Annotated in this window: 5 protein-coding genes; 1 reads left to right on the forward strand and 4 read right to left on the reverse strand. The window is 64.1% G+C overall.

The features are described from left to right. Positions 1-6 precede the first annotated feature (6 nt). Positions 7-978 carry an alpha/beta hydrolase gene (locus ABWI03_RS19275; protein WP_298773777.1) on the reverse strand — a complete coding sequence of 324 codons (972 nt, stop codon included), beginning with the start codon at positions 976-978 and terminating at the stop codon, positions 7-9. A 149-nt stretch (positions 979-1127) separates the two neighbouring features. On the opposite strand from ABWI03_RS19275, the gene ku reads away from it, so the two are divergent. Beyond that, a complete protein-coding gene (gene ku / locus ABWI03_RS19280; RefSeq protein WP_172932851.1) occupies positions 1128-1967 on the forward strand; it encodes a non-homologous end joining protein Ku in 840 nt (279 codons plus the stop codon). A gap of 1 nt (position 1968) precedes the next feature. On the opposite strand, the gene ABWI03_RS19285 is transcribed toward ku, so the two are convergent. The 3 genes from ABWI03_RS19285 to sufU form a co-directional block, all read right to left on the reverse strand. After that, positions 1969-16239, reverse strand: a complete 14271-nt coding sequence (locus tag ABWI03_RS19285; protein ID WP_298773780.1) for a non-ribosomal peptide synthetase — start codon at positions 16237-16239, stop codon at positions 1969-1971. Between the two features lie 338 nt (positions 16240-16577). Further along, positions 16578-17000 carry a metal-sulfur cluster assembly factor gene (locus tag ABWI03_RS19290; RefSeq protein ID WP_003944963.1) on the reverse strand — a complete coding sequence of 141 codons (423 nt, stop codon included), beginning with the start codon at positions 16998-17000 and terminating at the stop codon, positions 16578-16580. Next, positions 16997-17500, reverse strand: coding sequence for a Fe-S cluster assembly sulfur transfer protein SufU (gene sufU / locus ABWI03_RS19295; RefSeq protein ID WP_095970173.1), 504 nt, complete (start codon positions 17498-17500; stop codon positions 16997-16999). The genes ABWI03_RS19290 and sufU overlap by 4 nt, the downstream gene beginning before the upstream one ends. Positions 17501-17502 lie beyond the last annotated feature (2 nt).

Consider the following 17502-nt stretch of genomic DNA (forward strand, 5'->3'; position numbering starts at 1 on the left):
CACCGGCTACTGCACTCCCATCGAACTGGCGATCATCGGCCAGGAATTGTGGAGGTCGTCCTGCCAGTAACCCCACGAGTGGGTTCCGGTCGGTTTGAAGTCGAAGGTCGCTGGGATGCCCAGAGCGTTCAGTCGGTCTGCTAATCCGTGCGTGCACCCGTTGACCGCGGATTCGATGATGCCGCCGACGATGATCTGATTCAGAAGCGCTCCGGGATTTCCGTTCACATCGGGCGCCTGAAGGTTGTCGTGTGGGCCTGGCAGCCCGGAGCCGGTGGAGACGTACAGTTCGGTCCCCCTCAGTTTCTCCGCGTTCACGACGGGATCGTTCTCGCGCCATCCCGGACCGTCGAACGGTCCCCACATATTTGTCGGATCAGCGCCGCCCCGCGCGCCGACCACCAGTCGGACGTAGTCCTGACCCGGCTGGGTGGAGGTCTCCGCGCACCCGCTGTACGCCCCGACACTGCGGTAGAGGCCCGGCGCCGAAATCGCAAGGTTGAGAACGGAGGTGGCGGTCATCGAGATCGCCGCGATGGAGTTGACCCCGTCGGTCCCGAACTGCGCATCGATCACCGGCGGCAGTTCGCGAGTGAGGAAGGTCTGCCACTTGTTGCGCCCGAGTACGGGATCGTCCTTCTGCCAGTCCGTGTAGTAGCTGAACGCACCTTCCAACGGCGTCACGACGTTGACGTTCTTGTCGGCGAAGAAGTCCAGGACATCGGTCCGCCCTTCCCACGTTGCGCTGTCCTCGCCGCCACCGGCGCCGTTGAGCAGATACAGCGTCGGGCGTGGCGCACTGGTGTCGGCGGGGAAGATCACCTCGAGTGGTATGTCGCGGTCCATCGCTTCCGAATGAACGGTGATCCGGACAGTACGGGCTGGATCTGCGGCCGCGTGCCAAGGAGCCAACAGCAACGGAACCAGTGAAATTGCCAGCGCCGCGGTGACGCGTCGACGGTAGGTTCGGATTCTCATCGGAGCGTGCCCCCAGGTGTGCGAGTCGGGTTCTCGGAGCGGATACCCGCTCGATACGCCCCGAACCGGCCCGTCCACACGCAACGGTTCGGGATCAACCGTGAGCGTTTGCCTCGCGCAATCGGCTGGGGGCGACCATCATGGGAGACATGCGCTCGATTTGGAAAGGCTCGATAGCCTTCGGTCTGGTCAACGTTCCGGTCAAGGTGTACTCGGCGACCGAGGACCACGACATCCGATTTCACCAGGTCCATGCAAAAGACGGTGGCCGCATCAAGTACAACCGTGTGTGTTCCGAGTGCGGAAACACGGTTCAGTTCGCGGACATCGACAAGGCGTACGACTCGGAAGACGGATCGCGCGTCATCTTGAGCGACGAGGACTTCAACAAGCTCCCGGCCGCGGAGAAGCACGAGATTCCGGTGCTGGAATTCGTGCCGAACGATCAGATCGATCCGATCTTGTTCGAGAAGAGTTACTTCCTCGAACCCGATTCGGCGTCGCCGAAGGCGTACGTCCTGCTCTCGACTGTGCTCACCGAGAGTGATCGAACGGCACTGGTGCATTTCACTCTGCGACAGAAGACGCGCCTGGCCGCGATGCGCGCTCGCGACGGCGTCCTCGTGATCCAGACGTTGCTCTGGCCCGACGAAGTTCGTGCAGCAGAGTTCCCTTCGCTCGACGACGTGGAGAAGCCGAAGGCCAAGGAACTGAAGATGGCGCAGACGCTCGTCGAGAGCATGGCCGGCGATTTCGATCCGACCGAGTTCACCGACGACTACCAACTCCAATTGCGGCAGTTGCTCGACGAGATGATCGAGAACGGCGGCAAGAAGGTCATCCCTGCCGCCGAAGTCGACCAGGAGGGTACCGATGCAGAGGTGGTCGACCTGGTTGCCGCACTGCAACGCAGTGTGGACGAAGCGAAGTCGAACGCCTCCAAGGCCGGCTCCTCGAAGTCGACCACGCCGAGGAAGAAACGGGCCTGATTCAGCCGCGCACGTCCTGAACTTCGATCAAAGCGTCCAGCTCTGCGTCGACGTCCGGGGCCGCATGACGGCCTGTTCCGACCGCCAGGTTCACGACAGGGCCGATCGCCTCCAGACCTGCTTCGGTGAACATCTCGGCGTGTGAGGTGGGCACCGGACGGTCGATGATCACCCCGGACACGAACGGCCGCCACGCCGACGCCGTTCGCAGTGGGTCGAAAGTGTCGGTCTGTGCCGAGAAGAAAAGCAGATCGCCCACGAACCTGCCCGGGCGGTAGCGGTGAGCCAGCTCCGCGCCGGCCGAGTACTCCTCGAACAGTCGCTCGATCCGCTCGCTCGAGACCAAGGGGTGATCGCCGATGGCATCGCGCAAGAGCTCTTCGGCGTCCTCGGGTGTCAGATCGCGCTCGTCGGCGTCCGGGACCGAGATCCCCAACCCGCCGATCAGTTCGGCGAGAGAAGGCTGCGCGCCCGCCATCATCGGGTCTTCGAGTACGAAGCTGTCGAGCAGAATCAGGTCGGCGACGCTTTCACCTGCGGCTTGCAATTGCACCGCCGCCGCATGGGCGATCAATCCGCCGATCGACCAGCCGAGCAGATGATACGGACCGTGGGGCTGGACTCCGCGGATCTCCTCGACGTACCGCGCCGCGAAATCCTCGATCAGCTCCGCCCGGAATTGGGGGTCGGTCAGAACCGGCGACTGCAGGCCGTAGAGCGGCCGGCTGGAATCGACGTAGCGATCGAGTGCCCCGTAGCACCAGGCTAATCCGATGGCCGGATGGATGCAGAACAGAGGCTCGGCGCGGCCTTCCGGGCGTAGTGGCAGGACTATTGCAAGCGCCGAGGTATCTGCGTCACTTGTCACAACTGTTTCCTCGAGTTCGAAGAGTCTGCGCGCCAATGCCTCCGGAGTCGGATCGGAGAATATCCACGCGACGGGGACGGTCAGGCTGGTGCGTTCCTTGATGGCAGCGACCAAGCGCGTTGCCATGAGCGAGTTTCCGCCGAGTTCGAAGAAACTCGAATCGGCGTACGTGTCGGCGTCGGCGAGATCGAGTACCTCCGCGAAAGCAGCGCAGATTGCAATCTCGTCGCTGCCCTCCGGACTGCGTCCACTCGGCGCCTCCCAGAGGGGAGCAGGCAGAGCGCTGCGATCCAATTTGCCCGCCGGTGTGGTCGGGACTGCATCGATCGCGACAAAGGCGGACGGGATCATGTGCGCAGGCAGGGACATACCTGCGTGACGGCGTAGCGCGGTGACGTCGACGTCCGCGTGTGCGGGGACGACGTAGGCGACGATCCGAGCGTCGACGCCGTCACCGACGACCACGCTGACAGCGGAATGCACGGATGCGTCGGACGCCAGCACCGCGTCGATTTCGCCGAGTTCGATCCGGAACCCGCGGACCTTGACTTGCTGGTCCGCGCGTCCGAGGTAGATCAGCGCCCCTGCGCGATCTTCGCGCACCAGATCCCCGGTGCGGTACATCCGAGCGCCTTCGGGTCCGTGCGGGTCGGCGACGAACCGTGTGGCGGTGAGCGCGGGGTTGCCGAGGTACCCGCGGGCGAGGCCGTCGCCGCTGACGTAGAGTTCACCGACGACCTGTCCGGGGGCCGAGTGCAGTCGGGAATCGAGAATCATCGCGTCCACGCCGCGGATCGGACCGCCGATTGTCACGGGCTCCCCCGCGACCAGTGAATCGCTGATGGTGACTGCGACGGTGGCCTCGGTCGGGCCGTACGCGTTGAACATACGGCGCCCCGGCGCCCACCGAGATACGAGGTCGGCGGAGCAGGCGTCGCCCCCGACAACGACGGCTTCGAGATGGTCGAGCCCGGCGGGATCGACAGTCGCCAAGGCTGCCGGAGTCACGAAAGCATGGGTGATCGTCTGCTCGTCGAGTAGGTCGTGCAGTTCGACACCGCCGAGAACGGTCGGAGGTGCGATCACCATCGTTGCGCCGGCGCCGAAGACCAGAAGGAGTTCGAGGACCGACGCGTCGAAGCTCGTCGAGGCGAAGCTCAGAGCGCGAGAATGCGCGGTGACGCCGAAACGGTCGCGCTGTTCGTCGGCAAACGCGGCCAACCCCGCGTGAGTGACCAACACTCCCTTGGGTTTTCCGGTCGAGCCTGAGGTGTAGATCAGGTAGGCGGGATTGTCGAGCTCTAGTGGCGCGTCCGGCAGTGTCTCGGAATGGACGGCCGCGATTTCGGTGGTGAATTCGACCGCGTCGAGCTCGATCCACGATGTGACGTCTGGCAGACCGGTCAGATACTCGCCTCTGGTGATACCGAGTGCTGCCCCGCTGTCGGTGAGCATGTGCTCGATCCGCTCGGCGGGGTACGCCGGATCCACGGGAAGGAACACCCCGCCGGCTTTCGCTACGGCCCAGAGCGCGATCACATAGTCGGCCGACCTCGGAAGCGCGAGTGCCACAATCATTTCCGGCGCAATCCCGCGAGCGATCAACGCAAACGCCATTGCGTCGGAGCGTCGGTCGAGTTCGCCGTACGTGAGCGTGGCGGAAGCCGCGACGTCGACGATTGCCGGAGCATGCGGATCGGCCGCGCCGCGAAGCAGCAACTCCGGCAAGGTCAAAGCATCGCCGGCCGGACGTCCGGGCAACGCACGCAGGCCACGTCCCGCAAGATCGACGTCACCGACGACGGCGGAGGGCTGGGCAGTCAGTGTCTCGATGATCGTTTCCAGCATCACCGCAAACGACTCCGCCGTATCGGTGTCGAAGAGGTCCTTCGCGTACGTGAGGGAGGCCTCGTAGCCGCCGCCTTCCTCCGCGGTCTGTTCGACAACGGTGAACTGCAGGTCGTACTTGGCGATGTCCGGTGTGATCTCGTGGGCACGAACGGCAAGTCCAGGCAGGTCCCACGTCGTCGGGTGGGCGCCGTGGAACGAGATCATCATCTGGAACACCGGATGACGGTCGGTGGTCCGGGTCGGCGCCACCACGTCCACGACCTGCTCGAACGGAATGTCCGCGTGGGCGAAGGCGTCGAGATCGACGGAGCGGACAGTACGCAGAACGTCGACGAACGTCGCCCCGGGATCGACCGTCGTGCGCAGTCCGACCGTGCCCACGAACATTCCCACGAGGTCGTCGAGAGCTCGGTGTCCTCGCCCGGCGACCGGAGATCCGATCACGATGTCGGTGCTTCGACTCAGCCTGGACAGCAGCACGGCATAGGCAGCGTGCAACACCATGAACGGCGTCGCCGCATTCGAGCCGGCAACCGCCTCGACCGCGATCCGGGTGTGCGCCGGAAGCGAGACCGCGGTGTGGCCGCCGCTCAACGACTGGGTGAGCGGGCGTGCTCGATCGCTCGGAAGGTCGATCAGCTCAGGTGCTCCCCGCAACGTCTCCCGCCAGTACGACGCCTGTGCCCCGAGCACGCTCTCGGATTCGTTCACAGAGCCCAGCGCTTCCCGCTGCCAGATGGCGAAGTCCGCGTAATGCACCTCGAGTGGCGTGAACTCGGGAGCGTGTCCCGAACTTCTCGCGACGTAGGCGGTGAGCACGTCCTTCATCAACGGCGCGATCGACCATCCGTCCGCCGCGACGTGGTGGATCACGATGACCAGAGTGTGTTGCTGCGGCGTCGACTCGAGCAGGAGAGCCCGGATCGGGGCTTGGGTCGTGATGTCGAATCCGCGCGATGCGAATTCTCCGGCGATTTCTGCCGGTTCACGGGTGTCCGCAGTTCCGTATTCCAAGGAGGTGAATGCATCCTGGATCACCTGGTGTGGGCCGGTGTCGGAATCTGGGAACACCGTGCGCAGGATTTCGTGTCTTTCGATCACATCGAGGACAGCAGCTTCGAGGGCCGGCACGTCGAGTGCACCGTCGAGGGAGATCGCGGCAGGGACGTTGTATGCGGGTGAGCCCGGATCCATCTGGTTGAGGAACCAGATGCGGGCCTGCGCGTAGGACAGCGGAATTCGATCGGGGCGGTCGGCGACGGTGATCGGCGGAAGCGCCTTCACCCCGGCGGATGTGTCGAGTGCTGCGGCAAGTTCCCGAATTTCGGGGTGCTCGAACAGCATTCGGACAGCCACCTGCCTGCCCAATGATTCGCCGAGTCGCTGGGACAGTCTGGTGGCGAGCAGTGAGTTGCCACCGAGCTCGAAGAAACTGTCCGACGCACCGATCTGTTCGATACCCAGCAGTTCTGCCACGACGCCGGCAACCTGGAGTTCGGTCGCGGTGGTCAGCGGCTCGACACTCCGCTCGAACGAACGCAGTGTCGGCGCCGGCAGCGCCGATCGGTCGAGTTTCCCGACGGGGGTCAGCGGAACGTGCTCGATCGGGGTGATCGCCGACGGCACCATGAAGGCGGGCAGAGAGCGGCGCGCATGGCTCAGCAACTCGTCCATGTCGACCGCATCGTCGCCGAGCACCACGTACGACGCCAACATCGTCTCACCGGAAGCTGCGTCGACGCCCACGGTGACCGCGAACTCGACGCCGGGGTATGCGCTCAGGACAGAGTCGATCTCGCCCAGTTCGATGCGGAATCCGCGCACTTTCACCTGGTGATCGGAGCGTCCGACGTATTCGATCGTCTCGAGCGGTGTCCACCGAACCAGGTCTCCGGTCCGGTACATGCGAGTACCGGCCGGGCCGAACGGCGCTGCCACGAATCGCGTCGCCGTCAACCCGGGTTGGTCGAGGTAGCCGCGGGCAAGTCCCAGGCCGGCGATGTAGAGCTCGCCGGTGACTCCGACGGGGACCGGCCGGGCGGAACCGTCGAGAACCACCGCGGACACGCCGCGGACGGGTCCGCCGATGGTCACGGTCTCCCCCACGCTCAGCGCATCGCTGATGCAGACCATGACGGTGGTTTCCGTCGGCCCGTATCCGTTGAACAACCGGCGACCCGGTGCCCACTTGCGGACCAGTTCGGGTGGGCATGCCTCGCCGCCGACAACTATCGACTGCAAGGCGTCCAGCCCGGTCGGATCGACCGAGGCCAGCGCTGCCGGTGTGATGAACGCGTGGGTCACCTGCTGATCGGTGACCAATTTGGCGAGGTCCTCGCCGCCGTAGACGTCGGGAGATGCGATCACCATCGTCGCGCCTTCACCGACGGCGAGCAGCAGTTCGAGGATGGAGGCGTCGAAGCTCGGTGAGGAGAAGTGCAGCGTCCTCGACTGCGCCGAGATGCCGTAGCGCGCCGTCTGCTCGGCAGCCAATGCGCTCAGGCCACGGTGAGTAACGCTGACCCCCTTGGGTTTTCCCGTCGATCCGGAGGTGTAGATGATGTAGGCGAGGTTGTCGATTCGGATCGGCGCTGCGGGAATCGCTTGACCGGTACCGTCGTCCTCGATGTCGTCCATCGTCATCCACGGAACGGGCCGGGGCAGCGATTCGATCACTGCTTGCGTTGTCACTCCGCGAGTGGCTCCGGAGTCGGTGAGCATGTGCAGAATGCGATCGGCGGGGTATCGCGGATCGACAGGAACAAACGCAGCGCCGGTCAAGGAAACGCCCCACAACGCGATGATCGAGTCGATCGAACGCGGAATCGCTATTGCCACAATGTCTTCGGCACCGATTCCTTCCGTGGTCAAACGGCGGGCAAGCGCCGATGCACGGGCGAACAGATCTCGGTAGAGCACGGTGGTGTCACCCGATCGAAGGGCCACCGAATCCCCTGAACGGTTGGCCGTCTGCGTCAATATTTCAGCCAAGGTGCGCGAGCTGGTCCATGCCGGACCGCGTACGGGCACGAGTGAATCTCGCTCGAGGGCACTGAGGAATTCGATGTCGTCGATCGCGGTGTCCGGCTCCGCGGCGACGGCGCGGGCTACCGACTGCACACGGGCGGCGATCGTTTCCGCGGTGGCGATGTCGAAGAGCGCCTCGGCAAACCTGAGCGATCCGGTGATCTCCGCGTTCTCGGAATTGCCTGCCAGCAGAGTGAACTCGAGGTCGAACTTCGCGACGGACGGCTCGAGTGGTTGCGCTTCGAGACGTGCGCCGTGAACTGTGACCTGCGGCGAGACCACATTCTGGTGGTACGACAGCATGACCTGAAACAGTGGATGTCGCGTGGTGGACCGGTCGAGGTCGAGGGCGTCGACCAACACCTCGAAGGGCAACTCGGAGTGGGCGAAGGCGGCGAGGTCGCGGTCGCGGACGCCCTCGAGCAGGTCGGTGAACGACGCTCGGTGGTCGACCGGTGTGCGAAGGGGTACCGAATTGACGAACATCCCGATCAGGGAATCCAGTTCGGGTCGCCCGCGGCCGGCCACCGGGGTACCGATCACCACATCGTCGGTAGCACCGAGACGCGCGAGAACAACCGCCAGGATCGCGTGTACGACCATGAAGTGCGTCGTACCACTGCGCCTCGCCAAGGCGGCGAGTTGCTCCACCGTCGCCGCGTCGATGACGATCGGCACCGATCCGACGGCGGTCGTGGTGACAGATCCGCGTGGGCGATCCACGGGTAGCAGTACTTCGTCCGGGGCAGCCGCCATGGCAGCTGTCCAGAACGTCAGCTCGCGGGCAACCAGAGACTCCTGGTCGTCGATCTGCCCGAGCGAGTCTTGCTGCCACACTGCGTAATCGGCGTACTGCACCTCGAGCGGCGCAAACACCGGCGCATCCGAGACGAGGCGTGCGGAGTACGCCGCGATGAAATCTGCGGCAAAGGGAGTCAGGGACCAGCCGTCGAAGGCGATGTGGTGGATGACGACGACCAGTACGTGAACATCGGCGTCCTCGCGCATGAGCATTGCCCGAATCGGCAGATCCGAACCGAGATCGAACCCACGCGATGCGAACTCCGTCGTCGCCGAGTCGACACCTTCAGAGCCGAAATAGCGCTCGACGGAGAACTGCACATCGGAAATTGCTCGGATGACCTGGCTCGGTCCGTCCGCGCTGTCGACGTAGATCGTTCGAAGCACCTCGTGACGCGCAATGACGTCCGAGAGCGCCTCCTCGAGGGCTTCGCCGTGGATGTCCCCGGTGATCCGGATCGCGAACGGGATGTTGTAGACCGAGGACTGCGGATCGAAGCGATTGACGAACCACAGTCGCTGTTGCGCAGCGGAGAGCGGTAGGCGGGCAGAGCGAGCGCCGGCGGTCAGGGCAGGTCGATCGTCGGATTCTTCGGCGCTTGTGGCCAGATGTGCGGCGAGCTCTTCGACTGTCGGTGCTTCGAAGATCGAGCGCACGTCCACGGCGAGTCCCGTCGCCGCGCTCAACCGCGCGGACACCTGCGTCGCGACGAGTGAATTGCCCCCGAGATCGAAGAAGCTGTCTCCGGCCCGGACCTCGGGTACGTCGAGCAGTGAAGCGAACACGTCGGCAACGGTTCGTTCGAGCCCGGCCTCGGGTTCACGACCCGTGCCGAGGATTTCGCGTGGAACCGGCGTCGGCAATGCTCTGCGATCGAGTTTGCCGACCGGGGTCAACGGAATCGCGTCGATCGGGGTGATCGACGACGGAATCATGTACCGAGGCAAGCTGTCGGCGAGTCCCACGAAGAGCGACTCGATATCAGCGTCGCCGCTCAGCAACACGTACGACGCCAAGGTGGTGCCTGCGACGGATTCGACGGGAATCGTCGTGGCGAAGTGAACGAGAGGGGAATCCATCAGAGCAGCGTCGATCTCGCCGAGTTCGATGCGGAACCCGCGGATCTTGAGCTGATGGTCGCTGCGGCCCACGTAGCGAAGGATCAGGTCCTTCGTCCAGCGGACCAGGTCACCGGTGCGGTACATCCGCGCACCGGGCGTCGAGTACGGATGCGCGACAAAACGATCCGACGTCAGTGCTGGACGGAGGTGGTAACCCCGTGCGAGGCCCGGCCCACCGATGTACAGCTCGCCGACGCCGCCGATCGGGACCGGTTGCAGCCGAGCGTCGAGCACCACGGCGTCGATTCCGCGGATGGGACCACCGATGGTGATCGGCTCGCCCGGTGAGAGTGCGTCACTGATGGCAACCATGACAGTGGTTTCGGTCGGACCGTATCCGTTGTGCAGTCTGCGCCCGTTGCCCCAGCTCGAGACCAATTCCGGAGTGCACACATCGCCGCCGACGACTACGCATTCCAGTGCCGTCACGCCCGCCGGATCGACAGTCGCCAGAGCAGCCGGAGTGATGAAGGCATGAGTGACCTCGCGGCGTCGGAGGAACTCGCTCAAAGCCTCCCCGCCGTAGATGTCGGGAGGGGCGATCACCATCGTCGCGCCGGTCGAACCGGCCAGCAGTAGCTCGAGGACGGCACCGTCGAAGCTCGGCGATGCAAAATGCAAAGTTCGCGACGCGGCGGTGATCCGGTACCGATCCTGTTGTTCGCGAGCAAGATTCGCCAAACCTGCGTGGGTGACGACGGTGCCCTTCGGCACTCCGGTCGACCCGGACGTGTAGATGACGTACGCGGCCGACGCCGCAGTGATCGATCCTGTTCTGTCCGCGTCGTCGATGGCGGCGTCGGAGTAGGCGGCACATTCTGCAACCGTGTCCGCGTCGCCGAGGTCGATCCAAACTGCGACATTCCCGCCGGTTGCCGGACCGGCCGCGACCTCGGCGGACCGAATTCCAATGCGCACACCCGAATCCTCGAGCATGTGCGCAACTCGATCTGCGGGATAACGGGGATCGACCGGGACGAAAACGCCGCCGGCTTTGGTGACCGACCAGACTGCGAGCACCGAGTCGACCGATCGGGCGACTGCCAATGCGACCGGTGTCTCGGGGCCGACGCCCAGGTCCATGAGGTATCGAGCGATCCGATTCGATCGACGCTCCAGCTCCCCGTACGACAGTGAACGCTCGGAGTCTTCGAGGGCGATCGTGTCGGGATACGTCCTCGCGGTATCCCCGAGGATCTGCGCCAGCGTCGATTCGCCCACCGAAGCCACACCGCGGCGCGGCAATATCGCGGCACTCTCCCGGGATCCGAGTACACGAAGGTCACCCACCGGTGCAGTCGGTTCCGAGACCGCCGATTCGACGAGTGTCACGAAGTTTCGCGCCAACGCTTCGACGGTCGAGCCGTCGAACAGGTCGGTGGAGTAGGTGAACGTGGCATCGATCCCAGCTGCGGCCCCGGCCTCGCGGCGCTCGGTGACCGTGAGCTCGAGGTCGAACTTGGTCAACCCCGTCTCGACTGCCCGGGCCGTCATCGACACCCCGGCCAGTTCAGCTGTGTGAGTGGTGGTTATCCGAGAGGTGATGGCAGCCTGGAACACCGGGTGGTGTGCGGGCGAGCGGTCCAGTTCGAGCGCGTCCACGACGACGTCGAATGGTATGTCCGCATTGTCGAAGGCATCCACGTCGACAGCTCTGACCTGCGCGAGGTACTCCCCGAAGGTCACATCACGGTCGACGACGGTCCGCAAGGCAAGGGTGTTGACGAACATGCCGACGAGCAGGTCGAGAGACCTGTCCCCTCGTCCAGCCACCGGTGTTCCGATGACGATGTCGTCTGTGCCGCTGTAGCGGGCCAGAAGCAGCGCGAAGCACGCGTGCAGGGCGATGAAAGGCGTGGCGTCGTGATCGGCAGCAAGTACAGCGAGCTTCTGATGCGTGGAAGCGCCAATCCTGATGTCGACGCCGGCCCCGCGCATGGTCGGGTCGAGTGGGCGCGGACGGTCCGTCGGCAGGTGGAGTTGCTCGGGCGCTCCCGCCAGTTGCTGCTTCCAGAACGTGATCTGTGAGTGGGCAAGCGAATCGGTGGATGCCGCGTCCCCGAGGTGCTCCCGGTGCCAGAGCGTGTAGTCGGCGTACTGCACTGGAAGCGGCGCCCACTGCGGGCTGTTGCCGCCGACACGGGCGGCGTAGGCGCCGGTGAGATCAGCAGCCAGCGGCGCGAGTGACCAACCGTCGGCCACCATGTGGTGCAGGACCACGACGAGGACAGCTTCCTCGTCATCGCCTTCCTTCTCGTCGGCGACAGTGATCAGCAGGTAGCGCACCGGGCGTTCGCGGACCAGATCGAAACCCGCCGAAGAGAATTCGAAGATCACTCTCTCGAGGCTTCCGCGTTCCACGTCGATCGACTCGAGCCCTGCGATCCCCTCGCCCAGGCCCAGCACCTTCTGCGTCGCGTTGTCCCCGACCTGAGGAAACAGGGTGCGTAGTGACTCGTGACGTGTCACGACGTCCACGATCGCAGCGCTGAGTGCGTCGGCGTCGACGCCACCACGCAACGACACCGCCAGTGGAATGTTGTACGCGCCCGATTCCGGCGCGACGCGATTGAGGAACCACAGTCGCTGCTGGGCGGGTGCGAGAGGTAGTACCGCCGGCCGAGCCACGACCCGAATACCGTCGGCGTCCGGAGTTTGTGCGGCACGCTCGATCGTCGCCGCGATCCCGGAGACCGTGGGGTGATCGAAGAGTGCTCGCAGAGGCATCCGCACTCCGGTGGCTTCGGTCAAGCGAGCCACAGCCGTCGTCGCGACCAGCGAGTTTCCACCCAGATGGAAGAAATTGTCGTCGAGTCCGAGCGGCCCGCTACCGAGAATGTCAGCCAGAACCGCGGCGACCTTGTCCTCGGTCGGCGTCGTCGGGGGCCGGAAGACCTTGGTGGAGGCGAGGATCGGCGACGGCAGCGCACGCCGGTCGAGTTTTCCGTTGGTGGTCAACGGAATCGAATCGATGACCATGAAGGCATCGGGAACCATGTAGGTCGGGAGAACTTCGGCGGCGTGGGCGCGAAGGACCTCGGCGTCGACGGAATCAGAAGCGGTCACGTACGTCACGAGAGCGCCGCCCGCCGGCGTCGGTGCCACAACCGTCACTGCGTCGTCGATTCCCGGTGCGCCGAGGATGACGGAGTCGATCTCACCGAGTTCGATCCGGAATCCGCGGATCTTGACCTGCGCGTCGCCGCGTCCGAGGTATTCGAGTTGCCCGGGCGCAATCCACCGTGCTCGGTCGCCGGACCGGTACAACCGCCGGCCGCCGGCGTTGAAGGGATCGGCGACGAACCGGCCCGCGGTGAGGTCGGGTCGGCCCAGATAGCCACGGGCGAGTTGGCCGCCGGCGACGTAGATCTCCCCCGCGATTCCCACCGGGACCGGCGAGAGGTGCTCGTCGAGCAAGTACACGCGAAGTCCGTCGATCGCGTCGCCGATCCGACTGCCCGTCACCGAACTCGCGCTCAGTCGGTCGAGTTCGAGATGCGTGACGTGCACCGTGGTCTCGGTGATGCCGTACATGTTGACGAGTGCAGGCCCGGAGTTCGTGTGATTGTCGTAGCCGGGGTGATTGTCGTACCAGCGTCCGAGTCGGCGCAGGTCCAATGCTTCGCCACCGAAGATCACGTACCGGAGCCGAGTCTCCGAATCGGTACGGAGGTCGGCTTCGATGTACTGGTAGAAGGCCGAGGGCGTCTGATTGAGCACGGTGACGCCTTCTGCGGCGACCAGCGCTCGGAAGGCATCGGGGTCGCGTGAGACTTCGTGATCGACCAGCACCAGGGTTCCACCGTGGAGCAGTGCGCCCCACAGTTCCCACACCGAGAAGTCGAAGGCGAACGAGTGGAACATCGTCCACACGTCGTTGCCGTCGAATCCGAATTCGACGTGCGTGTTCTCGAACAATCGCACCACGGTGGCGTGGGTGACGGAGACGCCTTTGGGTCGACCCGTCGACCCCGAGGTGTAGATCACGTACGCCAGATTGTCGGCTCCGTGCCCGCGCGGGCGCTCAGCGGTTTCCAGACTCTCCCCGGAGTACTCGTCGGAGTCGATTCCGATGACCGCCACATCGGCGTTCGGGAAGGTGGAATCGGAGACGATGCACACCGGTTGCGCATCCTCGACCACGTACGCCAAACGCTCGGCCGGGTGCGCACGATCGAGTGGGAGGTATCCGCCGCCGGCCTTCACCACCGCGACTGCGGCAACGATCATGTCGACGGATTTGGGCAGCATGATTCCGACCAACGACTCGGATTGCACGCCGTGATCGACGAGTTTGCGCGCCAACTGATTCGATCGTCGATCGAGTTCGCGGTATGACACGCGCTCGCCACCCGCGACGACGGCGATCGCGTCCGGGGTCGCGCGAGTGCGGTCGGCAAGGATGTCGGAGAGCGTTCGGACCGGGGTAATCGGCAGCACCGGCGGTACCAGCGCCTGGCGTGCGTCCGGGCGGAGCAGATCCACGGCGCCGAGCACCGAGTGCGGAGCACCGACCATCGCGGTCAGGATTCGCAGAAAACGGTCGGCGAGGTCCTCGGCTTGCTCCTTCGTGCCGAGCCAATCGAGAACACCGGAGATCGGCTGATCGAGATCGGCATGCTCGCCCGTCGGAATTGCCAGGGAGACAAACAGTTCCGGCACTGTAGCCAAGTCGGATCCGATCGGCGCACCGACCATGAGGCCCGGAAATCTCGGGTGAGCGTCCAGTGGTTCCTCGAAGCAGACCATCGCCCGGAACAACGGGCCCGTCTCCATCCAGCGACCGTCACCGAGTGCGGCGGTCACCGACGACAGAAGGATGTCGGCGTGCTCGAAGGCTTCGATCGCGACGGTGTCCACAGCACCGACCAGGTCGGTGAGCGTCATGGTGTTCGACACCGTGGAACGAAGCACCAACTGGTTGGCGAACATCGAGACGAAGTCGTCCGGGTTCGAGGCTCCGTACCCGCGGACCGAAACTCCGATCGACACCTCGTCAGCCGAACCGACGCGGCGCAGCAGTCCGGTCATCGCGGACTGGAACAGCACGAACAGACTCGTGTTCATCGTCGTCGCCATCGTCTCGAGGCGCCGGCAGAGGTCTGCCTCGATCTCGAGAGGCGTGGACGTTCGACCGGTTCCCGCGACGACCGGCAAACCCAGATCCTCGGCGGGGCTCGACAATGTCGCAGACCAGTACTCGACGTTGCGGGCGTGTTGGACTTCGGCGATCCACTTCCCCGCAGCGTCGGGGTCGATGTCCATCAATCGAGTTCCCGCTTCTGCGGCGCAGAACAAGTCGAGGAATTCGAGGAAACGTCGGTGGTGACGCGAGATGTCCTCGTCAGTGTAGAGGTCCGGATTCGCGGCGAAGTCGATCTGAATCTCTTCGGCTGCGGAAGTCTGATAGACGTTGACCGAGAGGTCTTCGATCGGCCCGGTCGAGATCACGTTCAGTTCGCCGTGCGCGTCCCCGAGAGTGATTCCGGAATGGAACAGCATGAGGTTGATCAAAGGCCCGTGGAAGCCGCGTCCGTCGGCGATGCTGTGATCGCCGGCGTTGAGGTCGCGTCGTAGGTCCTCGTGGCGATACTTCTGATGACGCAGTGCGCCGGTGAGTTCGATCTTCACCTCGTGCAGCAAGTCCCCGACCGCGAAGTGCGGGTCGACACTCGCACGTATCGGAACGACGTTCGACATCATTCCGCCGGACCGGCGAGCAGCTTTTGTCGTCCGCCCCGACACCGGCAGACTGAGGACCACGTCGCGGGTCCCGGTGGCTCGGGCGAGGTAAGACGCCAGAGCACCGATCACCACGGACGACGTCGTCACGTCGTGGGCGGCAGCGAGCCGTTCGAGAGAGCTTCGCAGTTCCGAAGGCACCGTCGCGGACCGCAGGCGTGACCACGCCTGCGACGGAGCAGTCGAGGACGCGAGCGAAGTTCCGCCCGGCTTGTCGGCCATCTTGGTGTTCCAGTAGTCGCGATCACGCTCCCACCGGGAAGAGCCCAGATAGTCGGACTCCGCCTTCACCAACGATTGGAGGGGGGCAGTTACCGCTGGGGGAACCGGCAGATCCCGCACCGCGGCGGTGTAGATCTCGGCTGTGCGGTTCATCATCGACATCGCGCCGAAACCGTCGAGCGCTACATGGTGAATACGGCTGTACCAGTAGGAATGGTCGTCGCGAAGCACCAAGACCGCCAGCCGGACCAGGCGATCGGTGAACGGATCGATGGCAGCAGTGTGCTCTCTGCGCATCCACTCTCGCGCCGCCGATTCCGGATCCGATTCGTCTCGAAGATCGACCACGTCGAGGGAGTCGTCCATGTCGAGATCGAGCCACTGACGCGCAACTCCGTCCACCTCGACCAGGCGCAGGTATCCGGAGCCGATCTCACGGCCGGTCTGTTTACTGGCAGCGGTCAGCAGCTCGATGTCGAGCGGGCCGTCCACGTCGACGTACTGAGCGATGCTGACGGGAATCTCGGGCCGAAGCTGTTGTGCGACAAGCAGGGAAAGTTGCGCGGCAGAAAGAGGGAAGGTGAGTTCGTCGTCCGGACGAGCTGCGGAAACGATTCCTCGGTCGGGACTGCCATCCACACGAATCTCCCTCTTACAACTTGATCATGATGCAAACAGGTATATGCGTCCGCTGGACGCCTCGAACTGATCGGGGCACTTCGAAATGAGACGAATACATTGGAAAGCTCGGGCGGAAACTGGCAAATCGCCCGCCGGAGATCACATCGTGACAATCAGCTGCGATGTTACCGATCAGTCAGCTTCCAGCAAATATTCATCAAACAACCATTTGGGACTATTGTCCTGAATATCATGGCTAAAACGGCCCTATATAACAAACCGAAGCGCCGGTACCCGACGAACGGGCACCGACGCTCCGGTGAAATCTATTCAGTTGATCGTGCCGAGGTTGCTTGTCAGACCGTGAAGCCGAGTGCGCGCAGTTGCTCGCGTCCGTCTTCGGTGATCTTGTCCGGTCCCCACGGCGGCAACCACACCCAGTTGATCTTCATGTCGGTACACAGATCGCTACGCACCAGTGCGCCGCGTGCCTGGTCCTCGATCACGTCGGTCAACGGGCACGCCGCCGACGTCAAAGTCATGTCGATCGTGACGACGCCGTCGTCTTCGAAGAGTCCGTAGACCAAGCCGAGATCGACGACGTTGATTCCCAGTTCGGGGTCGACGACGTCGCGCATCGCTTCTTCGAGTTCGTCGAGTCGCTCAGGCGACGGGACAGTGCCACTGCCCTGTGCGCCACCGAATTCCGCAGTGGAATCGGGATTCGGATTCACCGGAGCGCCGACCTCGGCGTCCTGCACTGGTTGTGTCTCGGTCATGATCCCTGTCCTTCAGTCGTGTCGACCAATTCACTGCTGCTGTCCGCCGTCGTTACAGCACCGCCGTCGACGATCTGGACTACAGCATCCTTGAATGCCATCCATCCGAGCAAGGCGCACTTCACGCGTGCCGGATACTTCGAGACACCGACGAACGCGATGCCGTCACCGAGAACGTCCTCGTCCCCTTCGACGGTGCCCCGACTGCTCACCATCTCGTTGAACGCCGTCACCGTCTTCAGTGCGTCGGTGACCTGCATCCCGATGACGAGATCGTTGAGCACCGACGTCGATGCCTGGCTGATCGAACAACCCTGCCCGTCGTACGAGACGTCGGAGACCGTTCCGTCCTCGGAGATCTGGACGCGCAACGTCACCTCGTCGCCACACGTCGGGTTGACGTGGTGCACCTCGGCGCCGAACGGCTCACGGAGTCCGCGGCCGTGCGGATGTTTGTAGTGATCGAGGATCACTTCCTGATACATCTGCTCCATGCGCATGA

The sequence above is a fragment of the Rhodococcus baikonurensis genome (genome assembly GCF_040489275.1).
GTDB classification, from domain to species: Bacteria; Actinomycetota; Actinomycetes; order Mycobacteriales; family Mycobacteriaceae; genus Rhodococcus_F; species Rhodococcus_F baikonurensis.